This is a genomic window from Coprobacter fastidiosus (assembly GCF_030296935.1).
Classification (GTDB): Bacteria; Bacteroidota; Bacteroidia; order Bacteroidales; family Coprobacteraceae; genus Coprobacter; species Coprobacter fastidiosus.
In genome coordinates this window covers 1,667,456-1,684,508 of the sequence record NZ_AP028032.1, presented here as the reverse complement: position 1 = coordinate 1,684,508, position 17,053 = coordinate 1,667,456, and the positions used below count along the sequence as shown (strand labels likewise).

7 protein-coding genes are annotated in these 17,053 nt (G+C 38.9%); all 7 read left to right on the top strand.

The genetic code is table 11. The features are described from left to right. The first annotated feature begins 148 nt into the window (after positions 1 to 148). The 7 genes from QUE35_RS06690 (at position 149) to QUE35_RS06660 (ending at position 16,993) form a co-directional block, all read left to right on the top strand. Positions 149 to 4,144, top strand: a complete 3,996-nt coding sequence (locus tag QUE35_RS06690; RefSeq protein ID WP_244925453.1) for a hybrid sensor histidine kinase/response regulator transcription factor — start codon at positions 149 to 151, stop codon at positions 4,142 to 4,144. 38 nt (positions 4,145 to 4,182) lie between these two features. Then, positions 4,183 to 5,220: a glycoside hydrolase family 43 protein gene (locus QUE35_RS06685; protein WP_022390976.1), complete on the top strand. Its 1,038-nt coding sequence runs from the start codon at positions 4,183 to 4,185 to the stop codon at positions 5,218 to 5,220. Between the two features lie 344 nt (positions 5,221 to 5,564). After that, entirely contained in the window at positions 5,565 to 7,589 is a 2,025-nt protein-coding gene (locus tag QUE35_RS06680; protein WP_031258256.1) for a T9SS type A sorting domain-containing protein, read from the top strand. Between the two features lie 123 nt (positions 7,590 to 7,712). Further along, positions 7,713 to 10,640, top strand: a complete 2,928-nt coding sequence (locus tag QUE35_RS06675; protein WP_022600376.1) for a DUF4982 domain-containing protein — start codon at positions 7,713 to 7,715, stop codon at positions 10,638 to 10,640. Positions 10,641 to 10,746: 106 nt separating this feature from the next. Beyond that, complete coding sequence (locus tag QUE35_RS06670) at positions 10,747 to 12,687, top strand: sialate O-acetylesterase (RefSeq protein ID WP_031258257.1); 1,941 nt, start codon at positions 10,747 to 10,749, stop codon at positions 12,685 to 12,687. Positions 12,688 to 13,173: 486 nt separating this feature from the next. Further along, a complete protein-coding gene (locus QUE35_RS06665; RefSeq protein ID WP_022600380.1) occupies positions 13,174 to 15,018 on the top strand; it encodes a T9SS type A sorting domain-containing protein in 1,845 nt (614 codons plus the stop codon). 142 nt (positions 15,019 to 15,160) lie between these two features. Further along, complete coding sequence (locus QUE35_RS06660) at positions 15,161 to 16,993, top strand: T9SS type A sorting domain-containing protein (RefSeq protein WP_022600382.1); 1,833 nt, start codon at positions 15,161 to 15,163, stop codon at positions 16,991 to 16,993. Positions 16,994 to 17,053 lie beyond the last annotated feature (60 nt).

The following is a 17,053-nucleotide window of genomic DNA, read 5'->3' as shown; positions in this document are numbered from 1 at the left end:
GTTCTTGTAATAGGAGTGTCAATTTTTGAAAGATTTGTTTCATTTATACCGTAATGAGGCGTTTGAGATATTGTAATTTCGACCAGATTGTTATTTTTTGGAATATATGTTTGTTTTTTTATATATACATTTGCGAAAAGCAAAATTTATGAATACCATGAAGAGGTATCTTTTAGGAATAATTGGTTTGTTAAGTCTGATTACCTTGCAGGCTCAGGATTATTCGTTTAAATATTATTTTACCATCATAAACGGTCACGATGGACTTTCACAGACCGATATTAAAGCTATATTACAAGATAGCGAAGGCTTTATGTGGTTTGGAACCCGGAATAAATTGAACCGATTCGATGGAAATTCCATTCAGGTATTTGATTGTTACGATTCTATAGCTAACAAACGAAACAATAATATTTCGTCGCTTTATGAAGATAAAAATAAACATCTTTGGATAGGTACGGATAAGGGAATCTTTATTTTCAATCCGGTTTATGAGACTTTTACTTTTGTCAATGACTCGACAAAGAGCGGAATAAAAATGAAAGATTGGGTGTCGGATATAAGGGAAGATGCCGACGGAAATATCTGGATTGTTTTACCTAATCAAGGTTTATTCCGCTATGATAGTGACGGGTTGGTGCATTATCCTTTCGGAGATCCTAAACTTCCCGATCAAGGTAATCCTCAATGTCTCTGTGTAGATCGAAGCGGACGATTATGGGTAGGGACAAATGGTAAGGGTGTTTACCTTTATAATAGGGAGAATGACAAATTTACCCAATATTTGGGTGATAATTCCGGTGAAACCTTGTTCGGAGAGAATATTTACAAAATGTGTGATTACGGCGATGAGTTGGTAATCGGAATACATGAAGGAAAGTTGAGAAAACTGAATAAGCGAAAAAATACTTTAACAGACGTCAATGCTCCTGAAGTACATTATAAGATTATTCGTGATGTAGCTTGTTTTGACGATGAATTATGGGTGGGAACTCAGTCGGGCGTTTATGTTATTAACGAATTAAAAAACAAAATATCACATATCTATAATGATCCGATGTGTTCTTATTCATTATCTGATAATCAGATCGGACGAATTTATCGGGACAGAGAAAACGGTATATGGATCGGGACTAATTTGGGGGGAGTAAATTACTGTCCTCAAAGAGGAATAGAGTTTACAAGACATATACCTTTGAATAGACCCTATACGATCAGTAGTAAACGTGTGAGAGAGCTTGTGGAAGATGAAGAAGGAAATATATGGGTCGGTACAGAAGATGCCGGCATCAATATTTTTGATCCTCATACCGGTGCATTTAAGAAAATAGGAAGGGATGTAGGACCTAAATCGGTTTGTGAGAAGTCATTGGCTCTTTTGGCCGATAAAAATTATATATGGGCGGGATCTTTTAAGAATGGTCTTGATATGATCGATCGGAGAAATTTCTCGGTCCGTCATTATTCCGGAGAACAGTTGGGATTGAATGAAGCCAGTATATATGCTTTATGTGAAGACCGTAAAGGTAAAATCTGGATCGGTAATGCTTGGGGGGTATATGTCGGAGATAAAAAAACTATGACCTTTACCCGACTACCTCAATTCGGACTGAGCTATATATTCGACATAATAGAAGATTCTGACGGATATATTTGGGTAGCAACAATGGGAAATGGCGTTTATAAATATAATCCTGAGGATAGAAAAATCAAGCATTATATGCATCGTGAAGGAGATGATGTAAGTTTGAGTTCTAATTCTGTTAGCAATATTAAGGAGACTTCTTCCGGAGAAATTTGGTTTTCTACAGATCGGGGAGGGGTATGTCGATATAATAAGACAGAAGATAATTTTACGACATTTTCTGAAAAACAAGGATTGCCTGACGATACAGCGTATAAGATATTGGAAGATAAAAATCGTAATTTATGGTTCGGGACTAATAAAGGATTAGTAAAATTTGATCCTGAAACAGGGCAGAGTGAAGTGTTTACTTCCGATAACGGCTTGCCGGGAGACCAATTTAATTATAAATCGGCATTTGTGAGCTCGTCGGGGATATTCTATTTTGGAAGTTCTGAAGGTTTGATTTCTTTTGATCCTTATCAGATGCAAAAAAATAGTTGTATACCTTCGGTTTTTATTACGAAGTTATTGATTGGAAATAAGGAGGTTACACCACGTTCAGAAAATTCACCTTTGCAAAAAAGCATCTTATATACCGACAAGATAACGTTGAATTATGATCAGGCGAGTATCGGTTTTGAGTTTGTGACATTGAGTTATGTGTCTCCGTCGGCTAATGTGTATGCCTATAAAATGGATAATATCGATGATGATTGGGTATATACACGTGATAATCATAATGTTTCTTATGCGAATATTCCTCCGGGAAAATACACTTTCCGGGTAAAAGGAGCTAATAATGACGGATTGTGGAATGAGAGCGGAGCTGTAGTGGAAATAACGGTTTTACCTCCTTGGTGGAAAAGCCCGTTGGCGTATGTTATCTATTGTATTTTGGCTGTGTTGATATTTTATTTATGGTTCCGTTGGTATAAGAGTAGGAGTGAAATAAAATCAGCAGAAAAACAGCAGTTGTTTGAAAGTGAAAAAGAGAAAGAACTATATAGTTCAAAAATCGATTTTTTTACACATATTGCTCACGAGATACGTACACCGGTAACTTTGATTAACGGACCGTTGGAATCGATGTTGGAAATGAATATTACCGATCCCGAAATAAAAAAGAATCTTCAGATAATGAGCCGGAATACTTCGGAACTGTTGGCGTTGATCAATCAGTTGCTGGATTTTAGAAAAATGGACGGTAATCAAATGCAGATGAATTTTGTATCTCTGAATGTCGTGGATATATTGAAAGATGAGTATCAACGCTTTGAAGCAATGGCTTTATCGGAAAATCGGCATATGGAACTTATTTTACCGGAATTCGATATTTATGTTTTGGCAGACCGTAGTTCTCTTATAAAGATTTTGAATAATTTATTTTCGAATGCAATCCGGTATTCGGATGATAAGATTATAATAAAAGTTGAACCGGGAGAACCTGATTTTAAAATTGTTTTTTTGAATGACGGACAATTAGTACCTGCTGAGTTGAGAGAAAAGATTTTCGATCCGTTTTATCAAATGAAAAAGGATGCGAATGCTCTTTCGAGTTCGGGTATCGGTTTATCGTTAGCCAGATCTTTGAGTGAGCTTCATCATGGCTCTCTTATTCTTGAAGAACGGGATGGGATGAATTGTTTTGTACTGAGACTTCCTGTGGCGCAAAATGTAGAAAAGAGTGATACATTATCTTTGAATGAAGACTTTTTGCCGGAAGATAGTGTCATAGATGATGAAAAGCAAAACACAGAAGTAGTTCTCATCGTGGAAGATAACGTAGAATTGCTTCATTTTATGGTGGATAAATTGAAGCAACAATTTATCGTAGAACAGGCTCAGAATGGTGTCGAGGCTTTAAAAATATTAGAAGAGAAAAATATTGATCTTGTTGTTTCCGATATAATAATGCCTGAAATGGACGGATTTGAACTTTGTCGGAATATTAAATCTAATATCGAGTTCTGTCATATTCCTGTCGTTTTGCTCACGGCTAAAAATGATTTGGATAGTAAGATCGAAGGGTTGAAGATGGGTGCTGATGTATATATAGAGAAGCCTTTTTCTTTCCAGTATTTATTGGCTCAGTTGACGTCTTTGTTCGATAATAGGAAGAGGGAGAAAGAAGCATTTATGAGAAAACCTTTCTTGCCGGTTACTTCTATGGGAATGAGTAAAGCCGATGAGGAGCTGATGAATAAGTTGATCGGTATTATAGAAGATAATATAACAGATCCGAATTTTGGGGTAGAGCGATTATCCGAAATAGTTTTTATGAGTCGTTCGAGTCTTCATCGTAAAATTAAAGTTATTGCCGGAACTTCTCCGGCCGATTTTATCCGGTTGATCCGTCTTAAAAAAGCAACGGAACTAATCATTGATGGACGCCATAGAATAGGTGAAATATGTTTCCTTGTCGGAATTAATTCTCCGTCGTATTTTATAAAATTATTTCAAAAACAGTTCGGTATGACACCAAAAGAGTTTGAAAAACAGCAGCGGCAATCTTCTTAGCCGTAGCGTAATTATTAGACACATGTAATCTTAAAAATATGAAAAATTTTTGTTTGTTATTAGCATGCCTATGTGTATGCTCGGTTTTCTCGTGCTATGCTCAAAGTATTATGCCGGGAAAAGAGTGGAAAGATACGGATGGAAATCCGATAAATGCGCATGGTGGAGGTGTCTTGTATCATGACGGGACATATTATTGGTATGGGGAGTATAAGGGTGAGCATACATATCGCTCTCCCGGTGTTGATTGGGATTGTTACAGGACCGAAGCTGGCGGTGTCTCATGTTATTCTTCGAAAGATTTATATAATTGGAAATTCGAAGGCATTGTATTGGAACCGGATACACTTAATCCTCATTCCGACATCCATCCATCCATGGTTATAGAACGTCCGAAAGTCATATATAATGATGAAACCGGAAAATTCGTTATGTGGATGCATATAGACAGTTATAATTATTGGAAGGCAGCGGCTGGTGTTGCTGTTAGTGATTCTCCTACCGGAAAATTTACATATTTAAGATCTATGCATCCTAATGGACAGATCAGTAGGGATATGACCTTATTTAAAGATGATGATGGGAAGGCATATCATATTTATTCGTCAGAAGGAAATGCAACTCTTTATATTAGTTTGTTGACTGATGATTACTTAGATCATTCAGGGACTTATACGAGAAATTTCCCGAATAAGTTTAGAGAAGCTCCGGCCATATTTAAGAGAAATGGTAAATACTATATGGTTACTTCTGGTTGTACAGGATGGGATCCTAACGAGGCGGAGTATGCTGTGGCTGAATCGATATTAGGGCCGTGGAAAGCTGTCGAAAATCCTTGTCGGGGGAAAGATGCCGATAAAACTTTTTACGGACAAAGCACTTTCATTTTGCCGGTAAACGGGAAGAAAGATGGCTATATAATGATGTTTGACAAGTGGAATAAAACAAATTTGATCGATTCGAGATATATTTGGTTACCAATCGTTTTTGAAGGTGAAAATCTCACGATCCCATGGATGGAGACTTGGAATTTAGACAATATTGGTTGCCGTTTTGTCGGTGAAAACCGAAAGTAAGATTTAATCTTCTTATGTTGTCGGATTAAAAGCCTGTCTAAATTTTCCGATAGAAGTTATTATCCGGTTATTTTGCGTTTTTTCCCGGATTATAACGATGTTTGCGATATCGGTACGGTTTCCCCTCTCATGAGGGAAACCGACTATTCATGAGGATTTCTCTCAAACTTGGCCAGAGTAAGATTCAGATAGAATCTAAGCGCTTAAAAAGTAGTTATAGGCTAAAGTATGGCTTTATTAATTCGAGATTTCTATTTATTGAACGATTTGTGCTATAAAAAAAGATAATGAATAAGTATCTTTATCGTGATAATTTTATTCTATGTCAATAATAAACTAACATCATGAAAAATAGGTTGATAAAGGAAATTTTGCTATGGGGCGGAATTTTTTGTAGCCATATGCTGTTACAAGCTCAGGTTGCGGGAGATGTTGCGAATGTGAAATTTGAAGAAGTGGAGAATCCTGTCCCTAAACAGGCTGCTGTAGGCGGCAATAAAGGAACGAATCCTGCCGGTTGTTTTTATCATGCAACATATACTGGAAGTGCATGGGGAGATTATAATAATGACGGGTATTTAGATCTTTTTTATAGTGACAAGAACGAGCATATCCATGCATCGAAAATCCAGTCTAATTTTTATAAGAACAACGGGGACGGTACATTTACCCGACTTGACTCTCCTTTTGAGGGTACGGCATTTTCTTGTCCGGTATGGTTTGATATGAATAATGACGGTTTGTTGGATCTTCTTCTTCCGGGTTTGAATGATTGGAACTATGCCTGGTTGGATGGGGATACTCAATTTGATCAAATAAAGACTCATTTGTATATCAATCGAGGAATAGCTTCTGACGGGACAGTTACTTTTGAGGAAATTCCTGAATCGGAGACGGGGATATTACCGATATATAATGGTAAAACCGGAGGTAAGGGGCATAATTGGGTTTCAGTCGGCGACTATAATAATGACGGGTATGTCGATATTATTATGACCGGTTTCGATGATTGTGCACGTCCTGATTCGGAACATCCTGAGGATGCCGTAAGGGTTGTTTATTTGTATAAAAATATAAATGGAGAGCGTTTTGAGTTACAATCATCTCCGTTGAAAGGCGGAGGTGCGTTTCATGGAGAGACAGACGGTAGTGTTTGTTTTTCTGATTTGGATGGCGACGGATGGTTGGATATTATGTCTTCAGGATACGGTCTTTCTCGAAATTCGGAATTGCATATTTATTGGAACAATGGAAACGGAACATTTACAGAAAGTGACCAGACCTTCTTGGGGGTAAATGATTCTTCATGCGGAATTTGCGATTTGAATAACGACGGTTTGCCCGATCTTGTAGTTCCTGGATATTATTTTAATACTAAAACCAAGCAGTTTTATTTTTATAAAAATCTCGGTGATCGAAAATTTGAAAAAGTCGATGTGGCAATTTTGGAAGGGATCGATGGCGGACAATTATCTTTCGGGGATGTAAATCAGGATGGTCTGACCGATATTTTGGTCGGAGGACATGGTGCGGAGCATGAACACACGACTTGGTTGTATATCAATCAAGGAGACTTTGATTTTGCTGTATATGGAGCACATTACGATGATCCGTTTGGTAAAAAAGGACATTTCAGCCGGATAACACATGGAAGTCACCATCTGATCGACTATGATAACGACGGATTTTTAGATGCTTGGTTGATGGGATGGTCTAATGGAGAGTGTTCGAATGGTTGTGAAGCGAAGTTGTGGAAAAATATAGCTTCGACAAAAGGTGTAAAATCCAATGAAGCTCCTGCTGTTCCTGCAAATCTTGTTGCTTCTTTTGATAAAAGTACGGATGTAGCTACGTTTACATGGAGTGCACCGACAGATGATGTGACTCCGTCTGCAGCATTACGATATAATTTTTATCTTCGTGAAAAGGGTTCTGATAAAATATTTATGACTGTCCCGGCAGATCTTCAGACCGGATTTGTGCGGGTGGGAAAAATATCGGGCGAGCTTATCCGATGCTCTTATCAGATGAATATTAAAGCTGCGGGAGAGTATGAGTGGGGAGTGCAGGCTATCGATAATGGAAATAAAGGAGGAATATTTGCAACATCTACGTTAAAAGTAGAGGAAGTGAGCGGGACAGATGCTATTTCTAAAAATGAGGATATTCGGATGTGGAATGTCGGAGCTTCTCTTTATTATGCGATCGAAGGAGCTGGAGAACTTACACTATTTAATACTAACGGAGGAATCGTTTCTCAAAAACAGATTTATCAATCTGGTAATTTTGAGTTACCTGGAAAGGGTATCTATATCGTTATGATCAGAACTGCCTCTTCTGTAAAAAGACAGAAGATAAGTTTTACCTAAAGTAAGTTTATTATTTTGTGTAGTTCCTTTTATAAATAGAAGGAAATGCTCTTGATGCGATTATTTCTTATGCAATAATCGTTGGGGAATATAATAATACCAAAACAATAATCATTTTATCAAATGAGAAAAATTTATCAGATATTTTTTATGCTTTTATTTGTTTCGTTTATTGGACAAATGAGAGCTCAACAAACCGTGAATATAGGAGAGACGCCTTGGAAATTCTCTAAAGTGATTCGGCAGGAAAGTAATCTTGTGTCAGGTCTTACTGTCCTTTCTGGAACTGATGTAGTTTCTGGAATAAACGATGGAAAATTCGATACCGGAGCAGGAAAACCTCTTGTCGGGAAAAATTATTTTGTGGATTTATTAGAAAAGAAACCGATTGAAAGAATAAAATTAGTATTCAATGGCGACTCGGTACGCTACGTTGCTTGTCGAGTAGAGGTAAGCGACGATAATAATAATTGGCGGATATTATCTGATGGACTTTCTGTACAGGAATGCGAATTGCATAAAGAAAATATTTTTACGGAGGCGATCAATAATACGATAGGTAATGTTGCCGTAGTCACGAGAACTTTGTTTTCTGTTCCGGTTTCCGGCTCTTACCGTTATGTGCGTTTTACCGTTACGAAATGTCTTTCTTCTGATCAAAAAGATTTGTCTGCCGAAATAGGGGAACTTCTGGTGCATCCGGTTAGCCGTAATATCTGGTCGGAGCAAGAGCTGACCGACATAGCTTTTAATGATAGCGAATGGGAGACCGTAGGTTTACCTCACTGTTTCAATGAACGTGATACCTATCTGAATGCAACTACCGGAGAACGTTGTTGGCGGGGAGAAGCATGGTATCGAAAGAAAATATTTTTTAAAGAAAAAGATAAAGACAAAAAAATATTCCTTGAATTTAAAAGTGTGAATATCGGTGCAATCGTGTATATCAACGGTCATGCTATTCAAGGAGACTTCAAGGCTAAACAACCCGGACCGGTCACTCATGTAGGAAGTTTTATGCCTTTTGTCGTGGATATTACAGATTATATAAAATGGAACGAAGAAAATCAGATTGCCGTTAGAGTCTCTAATTCTAAAGGTACGTTTTTTGCATGGCCGGGATTTGGTGAAAATGAAGGTTTCGGTCAAGCAATGGGTGGAATAGCCGCATCGGTTTATTTGCATAAAAAGAATAAGGTGTATATCCCGTATAACAGTTATACTCCGTTAAAAAAATGGGGCACTTATTTCGGTACTGTATCGGCAAACCCTCAGAAAGCTGTCATGCGGTTTCAGACTAATGTAGAAAATGCTACGGATGAAGAACAGTCTGTCGAGTTGCGTACTAAACTTATAGATAAAAAAGGACGTACGGTTTTGTCTTTTTCGGATGTCGAGGAAATTGCTCCGGGGCAAACTCGCTTATTTGACCGTACCGGTTCTGTAGAAAAACCTCATTTATGGTATCCTGTGGGATGTTCGGGTGAACCGTATTTATATACGGTTTCCAATCAGGTATATGTAAACGGGAAATTGACCGATACCAAAAACGAGCGGTGTGGAATACGGGAGATTACTTGGGATGAAGATTATTGTTATGTTAACGGAGAGAAGTGTATATTGCGGGGATTCGGGAATAGAAATACATATCCGGGATTGGGTTCTGCCGTACCGGTATCTTTGCAGTGGCAGGATATAGCTTATATTGCTAAATGTGGAGGAAATGCCTATCGTGTAGGGCATCAGCCGCCCTTTGCCGAAATATTCGAGGCGTGCGATGTTTATGGAGTTCTCGTAATTTTAAATACAGGGGATAATGAGTGGGCGTTGAGAGATGAACCGTCTCTTTCTTATAAGTGGGAATATGACAGGGATGTGATGATTGCTTATCGGAGTCATCCTTCGGTTGCTGTTTGGGAATCGAACAACGGCTTACCTTATGAAGGTGAGAAGTACTACCCCTCTTATACTCTTGAGCAGGTGAGAAGATGGGATTATATCCAACCTCGTATTGTGTCTAATCGTGACGGATTCCCTCCGAAATGGAATAAGGAAGATCCTATTTTGATCGGATATACTAATCGTTATGAAAAAATGAAAGGTTATCCTTCGTATAATTCTGAAGTTTATGGAACCAATTGGAGCGGAAATCCGAGCTGGTGTATCGCCCGCTTTGATTATGATAACGAGAAAAGATTTTCTCAGTATTATGTAGAAAATTATCTTCAGGATTTAGATAATAAAGCTTGTGGTTGGATCGATTGGATGCTGGCCGAGACGTATGGCGAAGGTTATACTATTTATTTGAACGGAAAACGAAATCAAAAAAGTTTAGGTTCATGTGCAATGGACGGTAATCGTTTTCCGAAATTGAAATATCGTATTTATCAGAATGCGCTTTGGATACCCTATTCCCAAAAACCGGGAGTCGCTTTGCAGAGCCATTGGAATTATTCCGGTATTCAAGATGTCGATGCATGGAGTAATTGTCCGTATGTAGAGTTGTTTATTAACGACAAATCTTATGGAATCGTTGAGCCGGATTCCCGAACACGCAGGTGTACGTGGAAAGACATTCAGTGGGTTCCCGGAGTTGTTAAAGCTGTCGGATTGGATGCCGATAAGAAACCTGTATGTTCTGAAAAAATAGAATCGTCAGGTGAACCCTATGCAATAGAGGTAACGATAGAGAAACCGATGCCTAAACCGGACGGAGAACAGTTTGTTCTGCGTGCAAATGCTTCCGATGCGTTTATCGTAACGGCCAAGATTGTCGATAAAGAGGGACGGTGGTGTCCGAGAGCCGATAATCTGCTCAATTTCGAAGTTGAGGGAGAAGGTGTTTATAAAGGATCTTATAATTTCTATGTAACAGAAAATAAAGAACTTTCTTATCATGCACCGGGTGATGCCGAATTGCAGGCAGAAGGCGGATTGATGAGAGTTGCCGTGCGTACGACCTTTAATCCGGGAAAAATAAAGGTGAAAGTGAAATCCGAGGGTTTGGTCGCTGGAGAGGCTTCTGTCCGTTCAAAAAAAGTAAAATTGTAATAGCCTGTCTAAAATTTAAAAATAATTTTGTTTTAACAATATATAATCGCCTTGCAGAAAGAATTTGATTTTTTTCTGCAGGGTAGTTATATGATAATGGAATTGTATGAATAAGTATTTGTTTTTATTGTTCTTTTTGTGTGTATCTATGTCGATGCAAGCAAAAATTTCTTTGCCTGCTTATTTTACAGACAATATGATAGTTCAGCAAAAGAGTATGCTTACTATTTCCGGTGTATCTGCAGCCGGAAAAGAGGTTGTCGTGAAAGTCGGATGGAATTCTAAAGATTTTCGGGTTACATCCGGTATGGATGGAAAATTCGAAGTTCAAGTTCCGACACCTAAAGCCGGAGGTCCGTATACGATTACGATCGATGACGGAGAACCTCTTTTCTTGCAAAACGTATTGGTCGGTGAGGTCTGGCTCTGTTCCGGACAGTCGAATATGGAAATGCCGGTTGCCGGTTGGGGGAAAGTGATGAATTATGAAAAAGAGATTGCAGAGGCGATTTATCCTTCTATCCGTTTGTTACAGGTTAAAAAAGTAATCTCTCATGTCCCTTCTGAAAAATTAGAGATAAATGGTGATGGTTGGAAAGAATGTTCGCCTTCAAGTGTGGAGAATTTTTCAGCGGTCGCTTATTTTTATGCTCGTAATCTATGGGAAAAATTGAAAGTTCCTGTCGGAGTTATTGATTGTACATGGGGCGGTACTCCTGCCGAAGCGTGGACGAGTCTTTCAGCGTTGAAGCATGTATGGGGTTTTGAAGAGGATGCTGCCCGTATAGAACAATGTCGTGCCGACAGAGAATTGTTGATGGCGAAATATCAGGATGATATGACCGATTGGGAAAAACGTTTGAATGACTGTGACCCGGGAATGAAAAATAATGTTCCTTGCTGGACTTCCAATGAACAATCGGGTGACGACTGGAAACAGATGAATTTACCCGGAGCTTGGGAACATAACGGACTTCCTGATTTTGACGGTTCGGTATGGTTTCAGAAAGTTGTAGATATACCTTCTGAATGGGAAGGAAAGACTTTGACGTTGAATTTGGGAAAGATAGACGATAAAGATATTACCTATTTTAATGGTAAAGAAATTGCCAGAGGAGACGGTTATTATGTAAAACGTACTTACTCAGTCCCGGCAGAATTAGTAAAATCGGGAAAGGGCATTATTACGGTGAAGGTTCAAGATCAGAGTGGTACCGGTGGAATTTGCGGCTCTCCGGAAGAATTGTCGATAGATGCGGGTAATGATAAAATATCGCTGGCAGGAATGTGGAATTATCGTGTTGGAGTACCGTTGTCTCAACAGCCTCAAGTTCCCTTTTCTCCGGATAGTCAGAATTATCCTTCTGTGCTTTATAATGCAATGGTGTATCCTCTTCGGAATTTTCCTATAAAAGGAGCTATTTGGTATCAGGGCGAGGCAAATGTAGAAAGAGCGGTTCAGTATACCCCGTTATTTCAATCGATGATTACCGATTGGCGTAATTTGTGGAAGAATGATTTCCCGTTTTATTTTGTGCAATTAGCAAATTTTTTGAACATGCAGGAGGTACAACCGAATTCTACATGGGCGCACCTCCGGGAAGCTCAGGCGAATGCTCTGCATCTTGAAAAAACGGGAATGGTCGTTACGATCGATATAGGTGAAGCGTATGATATTCATCCTAAAAATAAGCAAGAAGTAGGGGCGCGTTTAGCACGTTTAGCACTTGCCGATACATATGGAAAGGGGAAATATGATATCCCGATGTACAAGAGTTTTAAGATCGAGAAAGGGGCGGTTATTTTATCATTTAATCAAAATATAATAGTAAAAGGAGAAATTCCTACCGGTTTTGCAATAGCCGGACCCGATATGAAATTTTACCCTGCTCATGCCATAGTCAAAGGGAATATGATTACGGTTACTTCTCCGGATGTGACAGTGCCTATTGCAGTGCGTTATGGGTGGGCCGATAATCCTCCGTGTAATTTGTACGGGGAAAACGGATTACCTCTTACACCTTTCCGGACGGATTCATTTGAGTAATTTTTTTTATTTTCTGCATTTTATTCTTTGATTAAAAAGGATGAAATGCAGAAAATTGCTATTTATTGAACGCTTTGTGTTATATAAAAAAGATTCGAATTATTAAATTTGCTATTGATAATTTTTCTATAACATAAAAAGCTAACATCATGAAAAAAACTTTACTCGCAAATTTTTTCGGGTGGCGTTATCCTCAATCAAAAGAACAACCTGTTCTTTCGCCCGAAGATGTGTCGTGCAGAACGATCGATCCTATCCCTAAATGAAAATCTGTATTAAATGAGTGCACATTTTTGCCCGTAGTCGATGTTTTGACTTACTATAGTCATATATGGGGTTGGAATGTTCATTGATACAGAATGTCCGTTAGGGAATATTCTTTTCTTTTTGTGCTTATAAAGGTATCAAGGGAGTGATGTTTTTATAAGGATAGAGTGTCATATGCTAAATTTTAATCGAATTAAATCAATAATTAATTTTCTTATCATGAAAAAAAGTACATTTTTTACAGGGTTGTTGACTCTGATGTTTTCTACTTCGGCAATAGCACAAGATTTGACTATTGAGGCCGCAGATTTTATTATCGAGGAGAGTGGTAGGTTGGATAAACTCACGGGATGTATTCAAAATACGGGTGAGTCTACTCGCATTTGTTTAGGTGAAGTCGATTTTGGAGAGAACGGAGATAAGTATGCTGCTGCCGGAATTGTTTTTGCTAATGGTTGGAGTACAGATGGCTGGGCGGTTTTACATGCCGGTCAGGATTATGAATCTTCGAAGCCTTTTACTCAAATGACTATAGATGAAACCAATGGTTATCAAATTTACTATACGTTTGCCGATTCGATGGCCTATCTTAAAGGACCGAATCATGATGGGGTATTCGAAGGTATTGCTATACCGGGTACGCAGTATGTCAAGCCGATAGGGAAACAGAAAGTATGGCTTACTTTTGTTGCCGGTAACGGGAATATCCGTTCTGTAAAATTCTTTGAAAATCAGTTGTCTCCGGAGGATTTTGTTCAGGAAGGGGATGGCCGTCCCGGTTGGTGGGGCGCTCCGGTTTTGCGTTTTCCGTCAGAAAGATCGGGATATAGCGATATATCGGTAAAGAAATTATCGACAGAATCAACTCCTGCAGTTCCTATGGGAGAAGACTCGGAATTTAAAGATGTCCGGATTAATGAAGAAAGCGGTGCTTGGGGTTGGCTTAAGGCCGGTTTTATTGCCGATTATGGAGATGTTGATTTCGGTAACGGTTATGACCAGGTAATTGTTTATGTAAAAAAAGATGCAGATCCCAGTGTATCGAGATTTCTTGAAGTTTATATCGATGAAGTAAAAGAAGAAAACATGATTGCTTCAATTTGGGCAGATTTGCACATGAAAGAATTCTATCCGATAGCTAAAAGTTTCAAGCCGATTACCGGAACGCATAAAGTATTGGTAAAATGGGCCGGTGAAGGACCGGACTTGTTGGCTGTAGAATTCAGTAAAGGTGCTGGTTGGGAAGAAGGGCTTGTTTGCGGTGTTCAGATTGTAGATCAATTACCGTCGGATAATGCCTTGCGCATCAGCTTTGAGAATAGTGCGGAGGGTGTACTTACCGATGGTACTAACCCGAATGGTTGGGGTTGTTCAATTATGGCAAAAGGTCAATGGGAGTCTGCCGGAAATGTCGGTTACACAGGAAATGGTACGGTCCTTAATTTCTTTGATGTAGATGGAGGATATTTAGATTTTGGTGAAGGAGTATATAAGAGCATTGTTGTAGATCATTCTTGTGATAAAGTTTGGTTAGGGGAAATAGAAGATGCAAGTTTTGATTTCTATCTCGATCTTGATCCTGATTTTACTTACACTGCTGAGGATTGGGCAAATAATCTAAGTACAATTCTTGAAGGTCATGAACCGATTGCTCGTGTGAGAATCCAAGGCACTACTGCTTGGGGTATAAGAAAACATACTGCCGGAGCGATAACCGGAGATCTTAGCGGGAAACATGATCTTTATATTGTATATAACATTAAAAATGATGCTTCAGCGGGCGCTAATGTGTTCAATATCTATTTCGATACGCAAGAGGTTACCGGGGTACAACAGACTGCAGCGGATGTAGAGGGTGTTGAAGTATATGCTTCGAATGGAAAGATTATGGTGAATACCGTAAATCCGGTGAAAGTAACGGTCTATACGTTAAGCGGAGCGGCTATGTACGAAACCGTAGCATCTTCGGGAACGAATACCTACGATGCGGCTTCAGGGTTCTATATCGTGAAAATAACGGATGAAAACGGAAATCTTGCAACTTATAAAGTTCTTGTAAAATAGGGTTTATAGGGATTTATTCGGTTTTGGAACTGTTTAATTGTTAATTGTTAGACAGTTCTAAAACTATTAATAGGCAAGTATAAAAGATGAAAGTTATATCCTTGGAACTTGAGTTTATAATTAATAATTCAATTTTTTTGTTATGAAAAAGAGAAATACATTTTTAGCAGGATTGCTGACTTTGATGTTTTCAGCTTCTGCGGTAGCTCAGGATTTGGTAATTCCGACCAATTCGGAAAGTGGTGTCGAAATTATGAAAGACGGAAAATTCGACCCGGTTACGATGAATATCGGGAATTGCAGTGAGAGTACCCAAGTTTATTTGGGCGAGGTGGATTTCGGTGAAAACGGAGATAAATATGCTGCTGCCGGTATTGTTTTTGCAAATGGATATTATATGGACGGTTGGGCAATATTGCATGCCGGTCAGGATTATGAAAGTTCGCTTCCGTTTACTCAAATTACACTTGATGAAACCGGAGGTTATCAGGCTGTTTATACATTTGCCGATTCGATGGCTTATCTTAAAGGTCCGAACCATGACGGTGTGTTCGAAGGAGCTCAAACGCAATATTACAAACCCACCGGAAAACAGAAAGTATATCTTACGTTTATCGGTGGATCGGGTAATATTTGGGCTGTAAATTTTTATGAAAATCCGATACCGGCAGATCGGTTTATTCAGGAAGGAGAGCATGACTATTTGTATGGTCTGGCTTTACGTACTCCGAATATGATACCCGGTTATGAGGAGGTATCTACCCGGCTTTTGGCTACGGAGTCGGTCCCTATGGTCCCAACAGGTGAAGAAGCCGGTGCAGAATCTCCTTTTTTCGATACTAAACTCGACGGAGATTCTTGGGGATGGACAAATGACGGGTTTATTGTCGATTATGGAATCATGGATTTTGGCAATGGCGATTATGATCAGATTATAGCTTATGTGAAGCGGAGTGCCGATGTTAATATTAATCTTTATGTAGAAATTTACTTGGATGAAGTTTCTGAGGATAATCTGTTAGCGAATATTTGGACAGGCCTTCAGATGACAAATATCACTCCGCTTGCCGCTAATATTAAGTCAGTCACAGGGGAACATAAGATTATTGCGAAATGGGTAGGCGGAGGCTTTAACTTGCAGAATATCGAATTTTCGAAAGGAAACCTTTGGACGGAATCGCTTAAGTGCGGAATAACGGTAGTCGATGAGTTGCCTTCGGATGATGCTTTTCATTGTACATTTGTAGGATGCCTTGAAGGTCAAGCTAATCCATGGTATTATGAAGTCCTTGCTAAAGGACAATATGAAAGTGCCGGTAATATCGGTTATACTAAAAATGGTACGGTTATCAATTTCTTTGATGCATTGGGTGACGGAGTGGACTTCGGTAATGGTGAATATAAGAGTATTGTCGTAAATCACGCTTCTGAAAGTAGTTGGTTAGGTCCTATCGATGAGGCTAATTTTGCATTTTATATCGATCTTGATCCCGATTTTACTATTATGAAAGAGACTTGGGATACTGATTTGGCGTCTATTTTGGAAGGTCATGAACCGATCGCTCGCGTAAGAATACAAGGTACCGGGAGTTGGGGTATCAAGAAGCATACTGCCGGAGAAATGTTGAGAGAGGTGACCGGAAAACATCAGTTGTATATGGTTTATAATATCTTGAACAGTAGTACTGCAGGAGCCAATGTATTCGATATTTATTTGGATAAGAAAGAACTTTCAGGAGTATCGCAGAGTACCGCAGATGTAGAGGGCGTTGAAGTATATGCTTCGAATGGAAAGATTATGGTAAATACTGTAGATCCGGTGAAAGTAACGGTTTATACTTTGAGCGGAGCGGCTATGTCCGAAACCGTAGCATCTTCAGGAGCAAATACATACGATGCTGCTTCAGGGTTCTATATCGTGAAAGTAACGGATAAAAACGGTGCTGTAGGGACATATAAGGTGCTTGTAAAATAATTGTATATATACAGTTAGTCGTTCAGTTGGTTTGCCCGGGATAAATGTTCATTACTATTG